This window comes from Pigmentiphaga litoralis (assembly GCF_014651835.1).
In the GTDB taxonomy this organism is placed as follows: Bacteria; Pseudomonadota; Gammaproteobacteria; order Burkholderiales; family Burkholderiaceae_B; genus Pigmentiphaga; species Pigmentiphaga litoralis.
Map to the genome: position 1 here is coordinate 2117849 of NZ_BMXQ01000001.1, position 19291 is coordinate 2137139.

General features: G+C 64.1%; 16 protein-coding genes and 1 tRNA gene. 7 read left to right on the forward strand and 10 right to left on the reverse strand.

The window, feature by feature from the left end:
* Nucleotides 1–51 precede the first annotated feature (51 nt).
* From IE116_RS09565 to IE116_RS09580, 4 genes are all read right to left on the reverse strand, one after another.
* Entirely contained in the window at nt 52–1032 is a 981-nt protein-coding gene (locus tag IE116_RS09565) for a Bug family tripartite tricarboxylate transporter substrate binding protein (RefSeq protein WP_189611879.1), read from the reverse strand.
* A 102-nt stretch (nt 1033–1134) separates the two neighbouring features.
* Nucleotides 1135–2049, reverse strand: coding sequence for an HpcH/HpaI aldolase/citrate lyase family protein (locus IE116_RS09570; protein WP_189611881.1), 915 nt, complete (start codon nt 2047–2049; stop codon nt 1135–1137).
* A complete protein-coding gene (locus IE116_RS09575; protein ID WP_189611883.1) occupies nt 2046–3356 on the reverse strand; it encodes a CaiB/BaiF CoA transferase family protein in 1311 nt (436 codons plus the stop codon). Before IE116_RS09575 ends, IE116_RS09570 begins: the two co-directional genes overlap by 4 nt.
* On the reverse strand, nt 3353–4279 hold the full coding sequence (locus tag IE116_RS09580) for an HTD2 family dehydratase (protein WP_189611885.1): 927 nt from the start codon (nt 4277–4279) through the stop codon (nt 3353–3355). The genes IE116_RS09575 and IE116_RS09580 overlap by 4 nt, the downstream gene beginning before the upstream one ends.
* A gap of 115 nt (nt 4280–4394) precedes the next feature.
* Here IE116_RS09580 and IE116_RS09585 point away from each other — a divergent pair, with 115 nt between their 5' ends.
* Nucleotides 4395–5330 carry a LysR substrate-binding domain-containing protein gene (locus tag IE116_RS09585; protein ID WP_189611886.1) on the forward strand — a complete coding sequence of 312 codons (936 nt, stop codon included), beginning with the start codon at nt 4395–4397 and terminating at the stop codon, nt 5328–5330.
* A gap of 66 nt (nt 5331–5396) precedes the next feature.
* On the opposite strand, the gene IE116_RS09590 is transcribed toward IE116_RS09585, so the two are convergent.
* The 3 genes from IE116_RS09590 to IE116_RS09600 all read right to left on the reverse strand — a co-directional run bounded on the left by IE116_RS09590 (nt 5397) and on the right by IE116_RS09600 (nt 8303).
* Nucleotides 5397–5471 (reverse strand) — tRNA-Arg (locus IE116_RS09590).
* 11 nt (nt 5472–5482) lie between these two features.
* Nucleotides 5483–7813: a molybdopterin guanine dinucleotide-containing S/N-oxide reductase gene (locus tag IE116_RS09595; protein WP_189611888.1), complete on the reverse strand. Its 2331-nt coding sequence runs from the start codon at nt 7811–7813 to the stop codon at nt 5483–5485.
* A gap of 31 nt (nt 7814–7844) precedes the next feature.
* A complete protein-coding gene (locus IE116_RS09600) occupies nt 7845–8303 on the reverse strand; it encodes an Lrp/AsnC family transcriptional regulator (protein ID WP_179585862.1) in 459 nt (152 codons plus the stop codon).
* 157 nt (nt 8304–8460) lie between these two features.
* Here IE116_RS09600 and metC point away from each other — a divergent pair, with 157 nt between their 5' ends.
* The 6 genes from metC to glgX all read left to right on the forward strand — a co-directional run bounded on the left by metC (nt 8461) and on the right by glgX (nt 16250).
* A complete protein-coding gene (gene metC / locus IE116_RS09605) occupies nt 8461–9648 on the forward strand; it encodes a cystathionine beta-lyase (protein ID WP_189611890.1) in 1188 nt (395 codons plus the stop codon).
* A 98-nt stretch (nt 9649–9746) separates the two neighbouring features.
* Nucleotides 9747–10682: a 4-hydroxy-tetrahydrodipicolinate synthase family protein gene (locus IE116_RS09610; protein WP_189611892.1), complete on the forward strand. Its 936-nt coding sequence runs from the start codon at nt 9747–9749 to the stop codon at nt 10680–10682.
* An 18-nt stretch (nt 10683–10700) separates the two neighbouring features.
* Entirely contained in the window at nt 10701–11480 is a 780-nt protein-coding gene (locus tag IE116_RS09615) for an SDR family NAD(P)-dependent oxidoreductase (protein ID WP_189611894.1), read from the forward strand.
* Between the two features lie 57 nt (nt 11481–11537).
* Nucleotides 11538–12533, forward strand: a complete 996-nt coding sequence (locus IE116_RS09620; protein WP_189611896.1) for a Bug family tripartite tricarboxylate transporter substrate binding protein — start codon at nt 11538–11540, stop codon at nt 12531–12533.
* A gap of 10 nt (nt 12534–12543) precedes the next feature.
* Nucleotides 12544–13821 carry a D-amino acid dehydrogenase gene (locus tag IE116_RS09625; RefSeq protein WP_189611899.1) on the forward strand — a complete coding sequence of 426 codons (1278 nt, stop codon included), beginning with the start codon at nt 12544–12546 and terminating at the stop codon, nt 13819–13821.
* 236 nt (nt 13822–14057) lie between these two features.
* The gene (gene glgX / locus IE116_RS09630) at nt 14058–16250 is read left to right on the forward strand and encodes a glycogen debranching protein GlgX (protein ID WP_189611901.1); all 2193 of its coding nucleotides are present in this window, start codon (nt 14058–14060) and stop codon (nt 16248–16250) included.
* A 122-nt stretch (nt 16251–16372) separates the two neighbouring features.
* Here the strand turns inward: glgX and IE116_RS09635 are convergent, their stop codons facing one another.
* From IE116_RS09635 to IE116_RS09645, 3 genes are all read right to left on the reverse strand, one after another.
* Nucleotides 16373–17008, reverse strand: a complete 636-nt coding sequence (locus IE116_RS09635) for a fumarate hydratase C-terminal domain-containing protein (protein WP_189611903.1) — start codon at nt 17006–17008, stop codon at nt 16373–16375.
* 10 nt (nt 17009–17018) lie between these two features.
* Nucleotides 17019–17888 (reverse strand): fumarate hydratase, encoded by an 870-nt coding sequence (locus tag IE116_RS09640; RefSeq protein WP_189611905.1) that lies wholly within the window; start codon nt 17886–17888, stop codon nt 17019–17021.
* 177 nt (nt 17889–18065) lie between these two features.
* A complete protein-coding gene (locus IE116_RS09645) occupies nt 18066–19085 on the reverse strand; it encodes a 2-dehydropantoate 2-reductase (protein WP_189611907.1) in 1020 nt (339 codons plus the stop codon).
* Nucleotides 19086–19291 lie beyond the last annotated feature (206 nt).

Consider the following 19291-nt stretch of genomic DNA (forward strand, 5'->3'; position numbering starts at 1 on the left):
AAACCGCGTCCCGGGGACGCGGTTGGTTGACCACAACACCTTCAGCAGCGATCAGTCGATGATGATGTTCGCTTTCTGAATGACCGGCCGCCACAGGGCGATCTGGTCCTTGATGTACTTCGCAAATTCTTCAGGCGAGTTGTGCATGGGTTCGAGGCCTTCCTTCTTGAAGATCTCGATCGTCTCGGGGCTGTTCAGCACCTTGATGATCTCGCGATTCAGGCGATCCACAATCGGCTTGGGCGTACCGGCCACGGTCAGCAGTCCATACCACTGGCTGGCTTCGAAGCCTTCCATGCCCTTGGTTTCGGCAATGGTTGGAACGTCGGGCAGCAGGGGCAGGCGCTTGGGCGTGGCCACGGCAATGGCGCGCAGGCGGCCGCCCTGGATGTGCGGGTACAGCGGCGGCAGGCCGGTCAACACGACAGACGTGACGCCGCCGATCAGATCGTTCAGCGCAGGCGCGGTGCCTTTGTAGGGCACGTGTTGCAGCTGGATGCCGGCCTTGAGCTTGAAGTACTCCATGGCCAGGTGGGCCGCGCTGCCGTTGCCGCCCGATGCGTAGTCATAGCCGTTCGGCTTGGCCTTGGCGGCCTTGACCAGTTCGTCGACGTTCTTGACGTCCAGGCGTGATGGGTTGACGGCGAGCACGTTGGGTACGGCGGCCACCAGGGACAAGGGGGCGAAGTCCTTGACCGGGTCGTAGGGCAGCTTGCGGTACAGGGTGGCGTTGGCGCCAAAGGTGCCGATGGCGCCCATGATGATGGTGTAGCCATCGGGTGCCGCGGCCTTGGCAGCCTGGGTGCCGATGATGCCGCCGGCGCCTGGCTTGTTTTCGACGATGATTGTCTGGTTGAGCGCTGCGCCGAGCTGCTTGCTCATCACGCGGGCGATGATGTCGGTGCTGCCACCGGGGGTGAAGGGCACGATCAGGGTGATCGGGCGGGTCGGATACGCGTCGGCGGCCTGGGCGGAACCCACGATGCACAGGGCGGCCAACATCGACACTACAACAGGGTGCTTCTTGAACATGACGTCTCCTCGTCGTTCTGATACTCGGGATGAGGCGGTTCGTAGCGCCGCCTTTCGACAAAAAACCTATCTTGCTTGACTGCGTTATCTGAGTTGACCGCGTTATCTGACTTGACTGCGGTGACGCGCCTCGATGCTGGCATGCCGCGCAAGCAGGCGCCGCGCGCGTTCCACCACGGGCACGTCGATCATTTTGCCGTCGATCTGGAAGGACGCCCTGCCCTCGGCTTCGGCCTGGACGTTGGCATCCAGAATCCGGCGTGCGTAGGCCACGGCGTCGGCATTCGGGCCGTATTCATCGTTGACGACAGCAACTTGTCCGGGATGCACGCAACTTGCGCCATCGAAACCGAATTGACGTGACCGGCGCACCATGGCGCGAAAGCGGTCCATGTCCGAAAAATCCGCAACCGATGCAATGAAGCCCAGCGGCATGACGCCGGCTGCGCGCGCCGCCAGGATCATGCGTTGTTTGGGCATCAGCAGGGCTTCATCGGTCGGCTCGAAGCCGCCGTTCAGCGCGAAGTCTTCGCCGCCGATGTTGATCGCCACCATGCGCGCGGACGCACGCGCGATCTCGGTCATGACCTCGAATGCATCGGGCGTTTCGATCATGGCCATCAGCCGGGTGTGGCCCAGCGGCAGCCCCTGGCGGATCTCCAGTTCACTGACGAGTTCGTCGATCAGCCGGACGTGCGACGCGCCGTCGACCTTGGTGATGGCAATGCCATCGACTTCAGGCAGCACGCAGGCTTCAATGTCGCGCACGGCCAGGGACAGCGGGCGGTTGATGCGCACAACGACATCGGCACCGGCCTGCCGCACGGTCCGCGCAGCAGCTTGCAAACCCAGGCGGGCCGATGCCTTTTCGGAAACCGGCACACTGTCTTCCAGGTCCAGGATGATGGCGTCGGCGCCGCGCGTGTGCGCCTTGTCGACGAACTTTGGCACGTTGGCGGGCACGTACAGCAAGGACCGCCAGACGGGCAGTGCGCGCTTCACGATCGTTCCGCTCATGCCTGCGCCTTTGCGGCCTCGGCTGCCGCCACATTTTTTGCCTTGGGCGCATATTGCGCCACAGCGCCAGCGGCAATCAGTGCATCGATCTGGTCATCGCTATAGCCGACCTCGTGCAGCACATCCCGGCTGTTCTCGCCGATATGCGGCGCGATGTTCCGCAATGCCGGCGTATAGGTGGCAAAGCGCACCGGGTTGCGCAGATTGGTCAGGGTCCCTTCGGTCGGATGCTCGACCTTCTGGAACAGGCCCGTGTCCGCCAGGTGCGGATCTTCAAGCACCGAGTCCAGCGTATGCATGGGCATGGCGGGCAGGTCTTCGGCTTCCAGGATCGCCAGCCATTCGGCGGTCGTCTTCGTCGCGAAGATCTCGTTGCGGATGCGGAACATCTCGCCGATGTTCTCGAAGCGGTCCTTCTTGTCGGCAAAGCGCGGATCGACGCTCAGTTCCGGACGGCCAATCGCGCGGAACATGGCATGCACCTGCGGATCGGTATTGGCGGTCATGCAGATGTAGCCATCCAGCGTCTTGATCGGGCGCGAGTTGGGATTGAGCAGGCGGCTGTCGCCGGCGCCACCCAGCGGCGGATCGAAGGTCTTGAGGAACATGTGCTCGGCCAATACAAAGGCCGCCATGCTTTCGAACATGGGCAGCTCGACCACTTGCGGGCCGCCATAACGCAGCCGCTGCACCACGGCCAGCAGCAGGCAGTTGGCCAGCATGACGCCGACCGTGCGGTCCGCGATGACCATGGGCACATAACGCGGCACGCCGTCGGTGCCATCGTTGATCGAGGCCAGGCCCGATGCGCCCTGGATGATCGAGTCGTACGCCGGCTTGTCCTTGTAGCGGCCTTCCTGGCCGAAGCCGACGACGCTGCAATAGATCAGGTCGGGCTTGAGCTTCTGCAGGTCTTCGGGCGCCAGGCCCAGGCGCGCCGCGGCTTGCGGGCGCATGTTGTGCACCACGGCGTCCGCGGTTGCAATCAGCTTCTTGAGCGAATCCAGTGCGCCCGGCTTCTTCAAGTCCAGCGCCAGGCTTTTCTTGTTGCGGTTCAGGTGCAGATACTTGCCCGACATGCCCGGCGTGGTGGGCGAGCGGCCACCGATCCAGCGCGACAGGTCACCGGTCGGGTGTTCGATCTTGATCACTTCTGCGCCGAAGTCCGCCAGGATCTGCGTGGCCAGCGGGCCGACCACCACCTGCGTCAGGTCGACGATGCGCATGCCTTCAAGGGGCGCGCGCTGGCCGCTTGCGGATGCCGCAGCTGCATTCACTCCCGCCCCTTGGTTGATTTCCGTACTCATGCCTTGCTCCCGTCAGCCAGCGTGGCCTGACCCATCACGATCGTCTTGCCCGCCTCGCTCACGACACGAAAGCCGATGGTGCCATCCCCTTCCTGCGCGCTTTCGACGTGGAAGGGCTGGCCTTCGAACAGCGGCGAGGTGTTCCGTGTACTGAGGGTCGCGAACGGCATGCCCCACGCGTCGTGCAGATGTTCAATGGCGCACAGGGTCGACAGGCCGCCGTTGACCACCAGGCCGGGATACCCTTCCACGCCGGTGGCATACGGTTGGTCGTAATGGATGCGATGTCCGTTGAAGCAGAGGGCGCTGTAGCGAAAGATCATGACCGGATCGGCGGTGATGACGGGCGACGTCTTGTCTGCGGTAAACGCCGGGGCCGAAGCCTTGGCTGCCGCAGCCGGTGCGCCTTCCTTGCCGATCGACGACGCGGCCGTGCGATACACGACGTCCTGCTCTTCGATCACGGCCACGCCAGCCGCGTTGCGGATCGTATGGCGCAGGGTCACGAACACAAGGGGACCGGTGCTGCCCTGCTTGTTGGCGATCGACGCGATCTCGGATACCCGTTCGACGTCGTCGCCAATCAGGAGGGGAGCCACGAACTGCATGCGCTTGCCCGCGAACATGCGCTTGGGCAAGGCAACCGGCGGCAGGAAGTCGCCCAGTGCCGGATGACCGTCACGACCGATCTGCGAGCGCGGCACCACTCGGGGAAACAGCACGCTGTACCAGCCCTGCGGCAGGGGATCGCCCCGGCGCAATCCGACCCGGCTCGATTCCACGGTGGCGGCCAGGCGTTCGGCCAGCTGCGGCGTCACGGTGTCGGTCACGGTTTCGGTGCGGCCGATCCAGGCCTGCAGGTCGTCGGCAGGCGCAGCGCCGGCGGACGGGTCGGGCGTCGTGGCGGATGGGGTGGCGTTCACTGTGTCTCCGTGAGGTTTTTCTGTATGACTGCATCCTAGCCGGCTCACCCATTTCCGAAAACTGATAAATTGCTCATGTCCATTCCAAACCGCTATACCCCTTTCCGGCCGGATCATGAAACTGCAGCAGATACGGGCTTTCTGTGTCGTCGTTGACGAAGCCATGAGCATTTCCCGCGCTGCTCGCGTGCTGTGCATGACGCAGCCCGCGGTCAGCAAACAGATCAAACAGCTCGAAGACAGCCTGGGCGCGACCTTGCTGGTGCGGTCAAAGAGCCGATTGCTAGGACTGACCGATGTGGGCGAAGACGTGCTGCGCAGCGCCCGCGCCATGCTCGCCGCCGCCCAGGACATCGGCCTGATCGTAAGCGACCACCAGCAGCGCGCGCAGGGCCGGCTGGTGATTGCCACGACCCACACGCACGCGCGCTATGCGCTGCAGGACATCATTCCCAGCTTTGCGCGGCGTCACCCGGAAATCGCGCTGAACATCGTGCAGGCCAACCCCAGCGAAATCGCCGACCTGGTGCTGACGGGCCAGGCCGACCTGGGCATTTCCACCCTGCCCCCGGCCTTGCCGCCTTCGGTGGTCGCCATCCCCTGCTACACCTTCAAGCATGTATTGATCGGCCCGCCGGACCATGCCGTGTTCAATGGGCCCATCACGCTGGAGACCATGGCGGCCTACCCCCTGATTACCTACAGCGAGCAGCACGCGATCGGCCGGCGGCTGATCCAGGCCTTTGATGACGCCGGACTGGCGCCGAAGATTGCGGTCCGGGGCACGGATGTGGAGGTGATGAAGTACTACGCGTCGATCGGCCTGGGGCTGGCCGTGATTCCGGTCATCGCCTATTCCAGCGACCTGGATCGCAACCTGGCGGCGGCGCCCATCGATCATCTGTTTCCGACCAGCACGGTGTACGTGGTCGCGCGCCGGGGGGCCTACTGGCCGCGGCATCAATACGATTTTGTGGAGACGGTGGCGCCGGGGCTGACACGCGACAAGGTCGACGACGCGATGTCGGGGGCAATCGCGGTAGAGGGATGACGGCAGACAGGTGCCGCAGCGATGCCGGCAGCGCAAGCCGCGCAAGGACGTCACGCGGTGTCCATCTGGTCTCCCCGGCAGGAATCGAACCTGCATCTATCCCTTAGGAGGGGATTGCACTATCCATTGTGCGACGGGGAGACTGGCGCGGATTATACGGTATCGCCAACCGTGGTCTGCGACCCGATGCCCTCGGGAAGCACGAAGGCCTGCACGGGGGGCGCATCCCCGGTCCAGCCCTCGACATTGACCAGCGCCGACAGCGCGCTGGGTGCCTGCGCCAGCTGCGACGTGCCCACATCCATCGTCAACACATTGGGATTGCCGTGGCGTTCCAGACTGGTGCTTTGCGGGTCGAACCAGGCCCCCGTGGACATGACCACCACCCCCGGCATGACGTCGGCATCGATCACCGCGCCGGCCAGGCAGGAACCCCGATCGTTGAACACCCGCACCACCTCGCCGGCCTGGATGCCCCGCGCCGCAGCATCGGACGGGTTCAGACGCACCCGTTCCCGCGACGCCACCTTGGCCGCCACCGACAGCACACCCGCGTCCATTTGCGAATGCAGCTTGTCGGCCGGCTGGGACGTCACAAGATGGAGTGGCCACGTTTCGGCGGCTTCGGCGCCCAGCCATTCCGCCGGCGGCATCCACGTGGGGTGCGGCGGGCAATCGGCGTACTCGAAACCCGCAATCCGCTCCGAATACAGTTCGATCTTGCCCGACGGTGTCTTGAGCGCATGCGCGACCGGGTCCGCGCGGAAGGTGTCGAACAGCACGAAGTCCCGTTCGGGCGGCGGCAATTCGGCATAGCCCTGCGCCCAGAAGGTGTCGAAATCCGGGATGGCGAAGCCGCCGCGCGCCCAGCCCTTGGCCATGCCATCGAAAATGTGCCGCAGCCATTCCATTTCGGTGCGGCCTTCGGTGAACGCGGCCTCGTGCCCGGCCATGGCCGCCAGTTCCCGGTAGATCTCGAAGTCGTTGCGGCTCTGGCCTTGCGGCGGCAGGGCCTGGTGCATGGCCAGCACGAACCGGTCGCGGGATGACCCGCCAATATCATTGCGTTCCAATGTAGTGGTGGCCGGCAGCACGATGTCGGCGCGCCGCGCGGTGGGCGTCCACCAGCTTTCATGCACGACCACGGTCTGGGGCTTTTGCCAGCCGCGCACCAGCTTGTTCAGGTCCTGGTGGTGATGGAAAGGGTTGCCGCCCGCCCAGTAGATCATCTGGATGTCGGGATAGGTGTCGTGACGGCCATTGAACTCGTACGGCTGTCCGGGATAGAGCAGCATGTCGGACAGGCGGGACACCGGAATCGACTTGCCCAGTGGATTGGCGCCCGCGCCCATCTCGGGGCCCGGCGCGTCGGGGCGCGGATTGCCCACCCCGTTCATCGACCCGTGCCCGAACGCAAAGCCGCCACCCGGCAGGCCGATCTGCCCGATGGCCGCGGCCAGCGCAATGCAGGTCCAGTAGGGTTGTTCCCCGTGATGCGCGCGCTGCAAGGACCACGTGCAGGTCAGCAGGCTGCGCGTGCCGGCGGCGTCGAGCGCGAGCTGACGCACGGTATCGGCCGGCACGCCGGTGATGCCCTCGGCCCAGGCGGCATCCTTGGGCTGGCCGTCGGTCACGCCCATGACGTAGTCGGCCAGCGGCTCGAAGCCCACGCAATGCGAACGCACAAAGGCGCGGTCGTGCAGGCCTGCATCGATCAAGGTATGCAGCATGGCCAGCATCAGCGCCGTGTCGGTATTCGGGCGGATCGGAATCCAGCGCGCGTCCAGGTCGTCGGGGACATCGCCGCGGGTCGGGCTGATGACGACGAACTGCACCCCCGCATCACGCGCCTTGGCCACCCACGCGGCAGTCGAATGGTCCCCCGCGCCGCCCGACGTGATCTGCGCATTGCGCAGCGCCAGTCCGCCGAATGCAATGAACAGGCGCGTGTGCGCGATCACGCTTTGCCAGTCGGTGACGCGGCCTGTGACGGGCATGTAGCTGCCGATCACGTGCGGCAACAGGAACTGCGCGGCGCCCCAACTGTAGTTGCCCGCCTGGTTGATGCACCCGCCCCCGCTGTTCAGGAAGCGGTGCGTGAGCGTTCGGGCATGGTGCAGCCGCCCTGCCGACGACCAGCCGTAGGATCCGCCAAAAATCGCCGAATCGCCATAGGTGCCGCGCACGCGGCCCAGTTCGCCAGCGACCAGCGCCAGCGCCTTGTCCCAGCTGACTTCCACGAAGGCGTCGCTGCCGCGCGCGGTGCGGTCACTGCCTTCGCGCTGTTCCAGCCAGCCCTTGCGCACGGCCGGGCGCCGCACACGCAGCGGCGAGTGCACCATGCCCGGCATGGACGACAGGATGGCCGACGGCGCGCTGTCGCGGTGGAACGGCTCGCAATCGACAAGGCGGCCGTCCTGCACCACGGCGGTATAGGCGCCCCAGTGCGACAGCGAAGGAAAACGTCGGGTATCAGTGGTCATGGGGGCGTGAGTCAGCAATCGGGTAGGGGGATCAGAGGTAATCGAGCGGCAGTGCGGTGGTGTACTTCAATTCTTCCATGGCAAAGCTGGAACTGACGTCGAACAGTTCGACGATCTGGATCAGCCGCTTGTACACGACGTCAAAGCCCTGGATATCGGGCGCGACAACCTTGAGCAGGTAATCGGTTTCGCCGCTCATGCGGTAGAACTCGACCACTTCGGGCATGTCACGCACACCGGCGGCAAACTGCTGCAGCCATTGCATGTCGTGCCGGTTGGTCTTGATGGCGACGAAGACCGTGACGCCCGCCCCCAGCTTCTTGCTGTCCAGCAGGCACACCTGCTTGCGGATGATGCCATCTTGCGTGAGCCGCTGGATCCGCTTCCAGCATGCGGTGGGCGACAGGCTGACCCGCTCGGCGATCTCGTTTACCGACAGGGTGGCATCTTCCTGCAGGATAGAAAGAATATTGCTGTCTTTTTTATCCATGGAGATTTTTCAACCATCTTAAAGTTTCATTGATAAATATTTTCCTAATATTCTAAAGATTACCGATCAATAAAGAAATAATTTTCCAGTGCCCGGAAATTACACTTTCGTGACGAGGTGGCAACCACCCAAGCATCCTTCACACCACAGGTTCCGAATGAATGAGACAACCCGATTGATCGCGGCCGGCCGGCATCCCGAACGTTTTGCCGGCATGGTCAACACTCCGGTATTCCGTGCGTCGACCATCCTTTTCCCCACGCTGGCCGATTGGGAAAAGACCAAGAAGCGACGTGCCGCGGACGAAGCCGGGGTCAGCACCTATGGCCGTTTCGGCACTCCGACCCACCACGCACTGGAAGAAGCGATCGCGGAACTGGAAGGCGGCTATCGCACCCTGATTTGCCCGTCGGGCCTGGCGGCGGCCGTCTCGGCGCTGACCGCGTTGCTGTCGGCCGGCGATCACATCCTGGTCACCGACAGTTCGTATTCGCCTACCCGCAGCTTTGCGACGCGGGTGCTGGCCCGCTATGGCGTCGAGGTCGAATCGTATGACCCCTGCTGCGGCGCCGACATCGCGTCGATGATGCGTCCGAACACCAAAATCGTCTATGTGGAGTCTCCCGGATCCGAAACCTTCGAAATCCAGGACATCCCGGCCATCGCCGACGTCGCCCACCGTCACGGCGCGGCCGTGGTCATGGACAACACCTGGGGCACGCCCCTGTTCTACAAGCCGTTTGCGCATGGCGTCGATGTCTCGATCCAGGCTGCCACCAAGTACATCGTCGGCCATTCCGACGCCATGCTCGGCACGGTCACGGCCAATGAAAAATATTGGCCCAGGATCAAGCAGACCACCTATGACCTGGGCCAGACCGCCGGCCCCGATGACGTCTACCTGGCCCTGCGCGGCCTGCGGACCCTGTCAGTGCGCCTGCATCAGCACTGGTCGGCCGGCGTCCTGGTGGCCAAGTGGCTGGAGTCGCGCCCGGAAGTCGAGGCCGTCATGCACCCGGCCCTGCCCAGCCACCCGGACCACGCGTTGTGGAAGCGCGACTTTACCGGGGCCTGCGGCCTGTTCGCGATGGTGCTCAAGCCCGTGTCGCCCGCCGCGGTCGAAGCCTTCATCGACAACCTGGCGCTGTTCGGCCTGGGCGTGTCGTGGGGCGGCTTCGAAAGCCTGGCCCTGCCCTTCACGCCAGGCGATCGCACCACCAGGCGCTGGAACTTCAGTGGCCAGGGGATCCGCATCCATGTCGGCCTGGAAGACCCGCACGATCTGATCGCCGATCTGGAAAAAGGCTTTGCTGCCCTGGCCCGCGCAGAAGCCAGAGCGGCCTGATACCTGAATTTGCTTATAACCACGGCGCCAAGGCGCCTGCCCTGGAACCGTCCCGCCCGGCGTTATCATGTCGGGAAACACGAACAGTAGGAATTGCAATGTCCAAGATGAAGATCGAAGGTTCTTTCGTCGCGCTGATCACGCCGTTCAACCAGGATGGCAGCGTCGACTTCGAGGGGTTCCGCACCCTGTTGCAGTGGCAGGAATCGCAGGGCACGTCGGCCGTGCTGATGATGGGCTCGACCGGTGAAGTCTCGATGCTGTCGCAGGCCGAGCGTCACCAGATCATTACCGAAACCGCCAAGATGAAGACCGGCAAGATGAAGTTCTTCTACGGCTGCACGGGCAACAACACCGAAACCACCATCGACTATCTGCGCTTTGCGAACGCCAACGGCGCCGACGGCGCCATCCTGGCGGCGCCTGCATACATCTGCGCACCGGAAGACGCGATCGAGGACTACTTCATGGAAGTGGCCGACGCGACCGACCTGCCGCTGGGCATCTACAACAACCCGCCGCGGGTCAAGAGCGATCTGCACTGGGACAACCTGCTGCGCATCTTCAAGCACCCCAACTACGTGGTGCACAAGGAATCGACCACGCGCGTGGGCCAGGTGGCCCAGGTGCTGGCGGCGCGCCCGGACGTGTCCGTGATGTGCTGCGATTCGCCCAACCTGGGCCTGGTCGTGCCGACCATGAGCCTGGGCGGACACGGCACCGCCAACATGACCGGCAACATTGCGCCGGCCGAACTGGCCACGATTTCCAAGCCATGGAACACGCCTGACGTGTCGACCAGCTTCCGCGATTCGTACCTTGGCCTGCTGCCGATGCTGCATTACTCGTACTCGGCCATCAATCCGGTCGCGATCAAGTCGCTGATGAAGGCCGTGGGCCTGCCCGCCGGCGAACTGCGCAAGCCGCTCAAGGCCATGGCGCCCGACGGTTTGAAAAAGGGCCTGCGCATCGTCAAGGAACTGGAGCTCGACAAGCAATACGGCTGGAGCTCGCCCGAGCTGAAGTCCATCTGATCGCGGCGGGCATCTTTCATGGATCTCGGCATCAACGGCAAGACCGCCCTGGTTTTCGGGGGCAGCAGGGGCATGGGCCGCGCGGTTGCGCAGCAACTGTCCAGTGAAGGCGTGCACGTCGTGATCGCGGCGCGCACGCAGGCGACGCTGGAAGCCGCGGCGTCCGAGATCACCGCGCAAACGGGCACGCCCGTGCGCTGGGTGATCGCGGACATCACGACCGAAGCGGGCCGCGATGCCGCTCTGGCGGCCTGCCCGGCGCCGGACATCCTGGTGAACAACGCCGACGGCCCCGAACCCGGGGACTTTCGCACGTGGACCATCGCCGACTGGCATGCCGCGCTCGACGCGATGATGCTGGGCCCGATCGAAATGATCCGGCGCACGGTGGACGGCATGATCGAACGCAAGTTCGGCCGCATCGTCAACATCGTGTCGCGCAGCGTGAAGACGCCGCAGATCGAGCTCGGGCTGTCCAACGGCGCGCGCTCCGGCCTGGTCGGCTTCGTGGCCGGGCTGGCACGGCAGACGGTGCGCCACAACGTCACCATCAACAATCTGCTGCCCGGCGTGTTCGCGACCGATGCGCAGCGCCGCCACATCAACGGCATGCTGGACACGACGGGCAAGACCTTCGACCAGCTGTGGGAAGAGCGTGGCAGCAACAATCCGGCGGGCCGCTATGGCCGTGCCGAAGAACTGGGCGCGCTCTGCGCCTTCGTGTGTTCGGCGCATGCCGGCTACATGACCGGCCAGAGCCTGCTGATCGACGGCGGAGGATACCCCGGTACGTTCTAGCAAGCAGGGAGGGGAGGCGCAAACAATCACACTATCAACTCGTTGGGGAAACTTGCAATGACGCGCTCAAATCGCCGCACGTTCGTGCGCCACACTGTTGTCCTGGCGGGCGCGGCTGCGCTCGCCCACGCCGGTTTTGCCACGGCCCAGTCCTACCCTACCCGTCCGGTCACGATCGTCGTGCCCCACGCGCCTGGCGGCGCGGTCGACAGCGTCGCGCGCATCTTTGCCGAGAAGCTCAAGGACGAGTTGAAGCAGTCGGTCATCGTCGAAAACCGGGCCGGCGCATCGGGCATGATCGGCGCGCAGCACGTGGCGCGTTCCGAGGCCGATGGCTACACGCTGTATGTAAACGCGTCGATCCATTCGATCAATCCCCTGCTGTACAAAAAAAGCATCAAGTTCGATGCGGTCAAGGACTTCACGGCCGTCAGCATGCTGACGCAAGGCGCGCTGATCTTCAGCGTGCCGCCCTCGGTCGGCGCGACCTCGGTATCGGACCTGATCGCCAAGTTCAAGGCCAGTCCCAATCGCTACAGCTTCGCTACCAGCGGCTTCGGATCGGCCGGCCATCTGGGCGCCGCGCAATTCCTGTACGAAAACGACCTGAGCCAGATCCCGATCGTGCTGTACAAGGGCGCGGCCCCGGCGCTGCAGGACCTGGTCGGTGGCCAGGTGCAGGCCATGATGGACCCCATGCTGTCGTCGCTGCCCTTCGTGAAGGCCGGCAAGTTGACGGCGCTGGCGGTGACCGGCGCGCAGCGCAGCCCCCTGCTGCCCGACGTGCCCACCCTGCGTGAATCGGGCATGAAGGATTTCGAGCTGTACTCCTGGTATGGCCTGTGGGCGCCGGCAAACGTGCCGCCCGCCATCGTCAAGCAACTGGACGACGCGTCGTCGCGGATCATGGCCCAGCCCGACATGAAGTCCAAGCTCGAGACCTTCGGCTTCGAATCGGCCTACAAGAACTCGGCCAATTTTGCCAAGTTCATCGATGCCGAGACCGCCCGCTACAAGGTCGTGATCGAAAAAGCCAACATCACGGTGGATTGAGTCCAGATCCATGAAAGTTCTCGTGCTGGGCGCCGGCGTGGTCGGCATCGCGACCGCCTATTTTCTTTGGCGTGACGGCCACGACGTCGTGGTCGTCGATCGGCAGGCCGGGCCCGGCCGGGAAACGAGCTACGGCAACGCGGGGGGCCTGTGCCCCAGCTTTGCCGGCCCCTGGGCCGCGCCGGGCATGGTGGCCAAGGTGCTCAAGATGTCGATGCAGCCGGATTCGCCAATCCGGTTTTCATTGGGGCTCGACCCCCGCAAGATCCAGTGGATCATCCGGTGGATGCAGCAATGCACCCCCGACCATTTCCGCGTCAACAAGCTGCGCATGCAGCGGGTGGCGCATTACAGCCTGCGCTGCCTGAAAGGCATCGCGGCCGAAGCCCCGCTTAACGACTTCGACTTCCACGACGGCGGTACGCTGCAGATCTTTCGCACCGAGGCCGAACTGGACATCGGCCGGCTGTCGGCCAAGGCGCTCGATGAATTCGGCGTGCCCTGGAAGCTGCTGGGCCCGCAGGAACTTGCCGCCGTCGAACCGGCCATGGTGCATTCCACGGTGGCGGTGGCTGGTGCGCTGCACATGCCCGCCGACGCGTCGGGCGACAGCTACAAGTTCGTCAATGAACTCGCGGCGTTTCTGGCAGCCCGTGGCGTGACCTTCCAGTACGACACGCAAGTGCAGCTGATCCGGACCGCGGGCGGACAGGTCGAGTCCGTGTTGACCGACCGGGGCGCCATGCAGGCCGACAGCTATGTGGTCGCGCTGGGCAGCCACGCGCCCTTCCTGGTGTCGCCGCTGGGCATCCGCCTGCCGGTGTATCCGCTCAAGGGCTATTCGATCACCGTGCCGATGGACGCTGATGACGCGAGCGGCGCCGGCGCGTCCGTGCCGCGCGTCGCGATCATGGACGAACACAACAAGATCATGATGTCGCGGCTGGGCAACCGGATCCGCGCTGCGGGCATGGCCGAGCTGACCGGTTACGGGCTGGAACTCGATGCCAATCGCAAGGCGCTGATCGAACGCGTCGTGAAAGAGCTGATTCCGAGCGGGCTGGATTTCGGCAAGGTGCAATTCTGGGCAGGGCTGCGCCCGATGACGCCCGATGGCCCACCCATCCTGGGCCGCACGCAGTACCCCAACCTGTTCCTGAACAGTGGCCACGGATCCAATGGCTGGACCCAGTCCTGCGGCACCGGCAAGATCGTGGCCGACATCGTGCACGGGCGTACGCCAGAGATCGACCTGGACGGGCTGACAGCCGAACGCTTTCGCGCCTGAGCCGCCGCACGTTGCATTTTGCAACGCGGCGTCACAGTGCTGACGAGATGTTGCAGTGCACATGGCGGTCCGCCGTGATGCGGCGAGATGATCGTGTAAAAGCGTGCAACGTCCCGGTAAACCTGACTGACGCAGATCAATGACTTACACCTTTTACGCCCGCGGAAACTGCAACGGCATTTCGTTTGCTTCATGCTCGTTCCTCACTGAACACCCTGCTGACCGAAGAGACGAACATGCAATCTGGCCGCTACCGACTTTCCGAAGGTACACCTAACCCCCTGGGCGCGACCTGGGACGGAAAAGGTACCAACTTCGCCTTGTTCTCTGCCCACGCGGAACGGGTGGAACTTTGCCTGTTCGACGCCAAGGGCGAGACTGAACTCGAGCGTATCGAGCTTCCTGAATACACCGACGAAGTGTGGCACGGCTACCTGCACGAACTGCCGCCGGGCACGGTGTACGGCTACCGGGTCTACGGCCCCTACCTGCCGCTGGAAGGCCACCGCTTCAACCCGAACAAGCTGTTGCTCGACCCCTATGCCAAAGCGCATATCGGCGAGTTGAGCTGGGCGCCCGAAGTGTTCGGCTATCAGATGGGCCATGAAGATGGCGACCTGACTTTCGATGAGCGCGACAGCGCCCGCTTCGTGCCGAAGTGCGTGGTGGTCAACTCGACCATGCCTGGCGAACGCCCCACCGGGCTGATCGTGCCGTGGGACCGCACCGTGTTCTACGAAGCCCACGTGGCCGGCTTTACCAAACGCCATCCGAATGTGCCCGAAGCACTGCGCGGCACGTTTGCGGGCCTGAGGCAGCAAGAGATCATCGACTACATCCGCACCCTGGGTGTCACATCGGTCGAACTGCTGCCCATCCACACGTTCGTGAACGACAGCTACCTGCTCGAAAAAGGCATGAAGAATTACTGGGGCTACAACACCCTGGGCTTTTTTGCGCCGGACCCCCGGTACTTCTCGGGCGAGGCCGTGCAAGAGTTCAAGGACATGGTCGACCGCCTGCATGAGGCGCGGCTGGAAGTGATTCTTGACGTGGTCTATAACCACACCGCCGAAGGCAACGAGATGGGGCCGACCCTGTCGTTCAAGGGAATCGACAACGCGTCGTACTACCGCCTGATGCCCGATGAAAAGCGCTATTACATCAACGACACCGGTACTGGCAACACGCTGAACCTGAGCCATCCGCGCACGCTGCAGATGGTGACGGACAGCCTGCGCTACTGGGTGACCGAGATGAAGGTCGACGGCTACCGGTTCGACCTGGCCACGATTCTTGGCCGCGAAGACCACGGCTTCGACGAAGGCGGCGGGTTCCTCGACAGCTGCCGTCAGGACCCTATCCTGTCCAGCGTGAAGCTGATTGCCGAGCCCTGGGATTGCGGCCCGGGCGGCTACCAGGTGGGCGGCTTTCCACCCGGCTGGGCCGAATGGAACGATCGGTATCGCGATACCGTGCGCAGCTTCTGGAAGGGCGACGAAGGCACCGCCGCCGACTTCGCCACGCGCATCACGGCGTCGGGCGACAAGTTCAATCGCCGCGGCCGCAAGCCGTGGGCCAGCGTCAACTTCATTACCGCGCATGATGGCTTCACGCTGAACGACCTGGTGTCGTACAACGAAAAGCACAACGAAGCGAACGGTGAAGACAACCGCGATGGCCATTCGGACAACAAGTCGTGGAACTGCGGCGTCGAAGGCCCGACCGACGATCCGGACATCATCAACCTGCGTGAACGCCAGAAGCGCAACATGCTGGCCACGCTGCTGCTGTCGCAGGGCACGCCCATGCTGCTCGCGGGTGACGAAATCGGCCGTACCCAGCAAGGCAACAACAACGCCTATTGTCAGGACAATGAGATCAGCTGGCTCGACTGGGAAAACATCAGCGAGGAAGGCCACGCGCTGCACGAGTTCACGCGCAAGCTGCTGTTCCTGCGCCGCCAGTTGCCGGTGCTGCGTCGTAGCCGCTTCTTCATCGGCGAGTACAACGAAGACCTGGACGTGACCGACGTGAAGTGGCTGTCGCCATCAGCCACCGAGCTGACCAGCGAGCAGTGGGCGGATGCATCGATGCGCTGCTTCGGCATGGTCATTGACGGCCGTGCACAGGCGACCGGTATCAAGCGCCCGGCGTCGGATGCGACCCTGTTGATGGTGTTCAATGCCTATCACGACACGGTCAACTTCACGCTGCCGAACATTCCTGGTCCGGACCAGTGGACCTGCATTCTCGACACCAACATGCCGGTGCGCGAGGACCTGCCGGTCTTCAACTCGGGCGAGGAATATCAGGTGACGGGCAACTCGATGCTGGTGTTCGCGCTGGAAGCCAAGGGCGCGACCGGCAAGGTGTTCGAGAAGATCGAAACCCGCATGACGGATACGTCGCCGGCTGCGGCACTGTAAGACAAGCGCCGGGCGCACCCGGAGGGCCCCAGCGCCCTTCGGCTGGCCGGTAATGGCGACACAAAGACGAATGCCCCATGGCCCGCATCGCGGCCATGGGGCATTTTTTCGTCCTGACCTGCTCAGTGGCCGGGCAGCGGCGCGCGTGTCCGGTCCAGCTCTTCCAGGATGGCAGGCAGGCGGTCCGTGGCGGTGTGCCGCAGGCTGTCGTACAGGCTGTTGCCATGCGCATCGATGCCGACCGTGGCCGGCCCCAGCCCTTCCACGCGCAGGGTGACCAAACGAAATTGCGAGATGTACTCCTCCCAGTCCACGGCGACGACTTCCTTGATCGCGCGAGCCAGCAGCGTCGCGCCGCCGCCCAGGAAAGAGAGGTAGATGCACCCGACTTCCTGCATGGCCTTGACGCTTTCGGCATCCAGCCCGCCCTTGCCGCCGATCACCCGCAGTCCGTAGGCGCGGATCAGGGTCGGCATGAAGGCGGTGTAGCGGGTGCTGGTGGTCGGGTTCATGTACAGCGCTTCATGGCCGGACGGCGTGTCGGCCTCGCGGTTGTACGAACTGAGATGCAGGAAGGCGCCGCCGTGCAGATCGACCGGCAAGGCCTCGCCGCGCGCCGCGCAGTCGATCATGCGCTGGTGGGTGGGCAGGCCGATGGTGACGACGATGTCGCCATCCAGATAGACCAGGTCGCCAGCACGGACCGCGGCAATGTCGTCGGCGCTCACGGGCAGGGTCAGACGATGGGTGGTGCTCATGACGGTGCTCCTACTCGATCCTGACCACGCGGCCATCGTTATAGATCCGCGCGCGCGTGCGGCGGTTGATCCAGCAATTGAAGGCGACGGCGACCGGCGTGAAGCCGTGGCCCGACGAATAATCGATGTGCACCGCCATGGCCGTGGTGTCGCCGCCGGTACCCATCGGGCCGAAGCCGGTCGCGTTGATCGCCTTGAGCAGACGCTGTTCCATGTCGGCAAGAATCGGTTCGGGGTTCTGGTGGCCAAAAGGGCGTAGCACGGACTCCTTGGCCATTCTGGCCGCGGTATCGAAGGTGCCCCCGATGCCCACGCCCACCACGATGGGCGGACAGGGCTGCGAGCCGGCCTTGAGCACCGAGTCCAGCACGTAGCGTTCGATGACGGCAAGGGACGGATACACGAAGGTCTCGATCGATTCCCACCGGCCGGTGCCCAGCGCCTTGGGGGCGCAGATGATCTCGATATAGTCGACATCGTCAACCATGTCGAAGGACACGATCGGCATGTTCTTGCCGACATAGCTGCGCTGCAAGGTCAGCGGATTGGTGACCATCTGCAGGATCGGCGGATCGATGCGCGCGGCCAGGTCGGCGAAACCATCGACGATGGCCTGGCGCACGCTGCCCGAGAACGACACCTGCGTGCCGACCTTGATCGAGTAGGTCGGGACACCGACATCGGAACAGACAAGGTGGTCTTCGCGCTCGGCGGCATCGGCGCTCTGCAGCATGATGCGGAAGGTGTTCTTCGCCACCTCGGTACGTTCGCGCTCGCTGGCGCGCGCCAGTTCGAGCTGGGTATCGTCCGGGACTTTTTTCAACGACCACTCGTACATAGAGGACGTGACTGACCGGATCAGTTCACTGGAAATCGCCATGGGCCACCCGCCGCAGAAGACTGCGGCGTCTCCTGTTCTAAGGGTAAGGAACGCGCTGGCCGCAAGAATGCGCCAAGCACGGTGGCCGCGCCATAGGGACTGCCGGCAGTTTCACTGCATGAAACGCAGGGTCAGCGGCCGGCAGTGCTGCGGATCGCGCCGCCTTGTCGATGGCGATCAGGCGTCGTCGTAAATCCCCGCCATCCGCGCGCGCTGGACCGCCATGCTGAACACCGTGCGCAGCAGCGGAACGTCCACCTTGGCCACATCGGCCGCCTCGATCGCCGCGCCCACGATGCTGTCCAGTTCCACGCTGCGGCCCGACTCCAGGTCCTGCAGCATGGACGTCTTGATATGCCCCAGCTTGCGCGTCTCGCCGATGCGCTGTTCGGGTGCGATCTCGAGACCGATTCCCAGCGCGCGGCTCAGTGCCAGCAACTCGTTCATCATTCCGACGAACAATTGCTCCAGTCCGGGATCGGCCAGCATCAGGTCGGTGGGCGATTGCGTGAGCAGGCTGACCGGGTTGAAGCAGGCATTGCCCAGCAACTTGGCCCAGACGTCCCGGCGGATATCCGGACTGGCCGTCGCCGTGAACCCCGCACCGGCAAAGATCGCCGCCACCCGATCCGCCCGTTCGCCGGGCTGACCCGACGGCTCGCCAAACACCACCTTGTTGCCCGACGCGTGCACCACCTGCCCGGGCGCCGACGTGGAACACGAGGCGATCACGACAGCGCCGATCACATGCTGCAGGGGGATGCGCGCTTCAATGCTGCCGTCCGGATCCACCCGCTTCAGGCGCGTTCCGCTCAGCGCCACGCCGTCATTCAAAAAGAACCACCAGGGAATCCCGTTGAGCGCCGGGATGACGATCGTATCGGGCCCGATCAACGGCCCGATCGCCGCCGCCACCGACGCCAGCGCTGGCGCCTTGACGGTAATGATGACCATGTCCTGCACCCCAAGCTCCGCCGCACGATCCGACGCCGTGACCGGATACGCCGTCTCCACGCCCCCCGACGTCAACCGGATCCCATGCTGTTGCAAGATCCCCGTCAACGCACCGCGAGCCAGCACACTGACCTCATGCCCCGCCCCCGCCAGCCGCGCCGCAAAAAACCCGCCAATCGCCCCGGCTCCGACCACACAAATTCTTGCAGCACCCGCTGTCCGACCTGCACCCTGTTGCGACATACCTGACTCCTGCTCGCGCCGATTGAGATGCGGCCGATCTTACGCCAGCGTGAAACGGCGGATGCCGGTGACGTTGCGGCGTTTCATTTTGGGTAGCAAGAAAGACCCACCGCACCGCAAGAACCCCAAAGCCAGACAATAAAACCACTTCCTGCGGCCCCCCCCTCAGACAACCCGACAGTTGCAGGTAAAATCCCCGAGTTCCA

What these genes read in the sequence shown, in the direction of transcription:
- IE116_RS09620 (WP_189611896.1), top strand. Translation starts at nt 11,538, where the DNA reads ATGACGCGCTCAAATCGCCGCACGTTCGTGCGCCACACTGTTGTCCTG.
- IE116_RS09635 (WP_189611903.1), bottom strand. Translation starts at nt 17,008, where the DNA reads ATGAGCACCACCCATCGTCTGACCCTGCCCGTGAGCGCCGACGACATT.
- IE116_RS09645 (WP_189611907.1), bottom strand. Translation starts at nt 19,085, where the DNA reads ATGTCGCAACAGGGTGCAGGTCGGACAGCGGGTGCTGCAAGAATTTGT.
- metC (WP_189611890.1), top strand. Translation starts at nt 8,461, where the DNA reads ATGAATGAGACAACCCGATTGATCGCGGCCGGCCGGCATCCCGAACGT.
- IE116_RS09575 (WP_189611883.1), bottom strand. Translation starts at nt 3,356, where the DNA reads ATGAGTACGGAAATCAACCAAGGGGCGGGAGTGAATGCAGCTGCGGCA.
- IE116_RS09600 (WP_179585862.1), bottom strand. Translation starts at nt 8,303, where the DNA reads ATGGATAAAAAAGACAGCAATATTCTTTCTATCCTGCAGGAAGATGCC.
- IE116_RS09615 (WP_189611894.1), top strand. Translation starts at nt 10,701, where the DNA reads ATGGATCTCGGCATCAACGGCAAGACCGCCCTGGTTTTCGGGGGCAGC.
- IE116_RS09570 (WP_189611881.1), bottom strand. Translation starts at nt 2,049, where the DNA reads ATGAGCGGAACGATCGTGAAGCGCGCACTGCCCGTCTGGCGGTCCTTG.
- IE116_RS09585 (WP_189611886.1), top strand. Translation starts at nt 4,395, where the DNA reads ATGAAACTGCAGCAGATACGGGCTTTCTGTGTCGTCGTTGACGAAGCC.
- IE116_RS09565 (WP_189611879.1), bottom strand. Translation starts at nt 1,032, where the DNA reads ATGTTCAAGAAGCACCCTGTTGTAGTGTCGATGTTGGCCGCCCTGTGC.
- IE116_RS09595 (WP_189611888.1), bottom strand. Translation starts at nt 7,813, where the DNA reads ATGACCACTGATACCCGACGTTTTCCTTCGCTGTCGCACTGGGGCGCC.
- IE116_RS09625 (WP_189611899.1), top strand. Translation starts at nt 12,544, where the DNA reads ATGAAAGTTCTCGTGCTGGGCGCCGGCGTGGTCGGCATCGCGACCGCC.
- IE116_RS09640 (WP_189611905.1), bottom strand. Translation starts at nt 17,888, where the DNA reads ATGGCGATTTCCAGTGAACTGATCCGGTCAGTCACGTCCTCTATGTAC.
- IE116_RS09610 (WP_189611892.1), top strand. Translation starts at nt 9,747, where the DNA reads ATGTCCAAGATGAAGATCGAAGGTTCTTTCGTCGCGCTGATCACGCCG.
- glgX (WP_189611901.1), top strand. Translation starts at nt 14,058, where the DNA reads ATGCAATCTGGCCGCTACCGACTTTCCGAAGGTACACCTAACCCCCTG.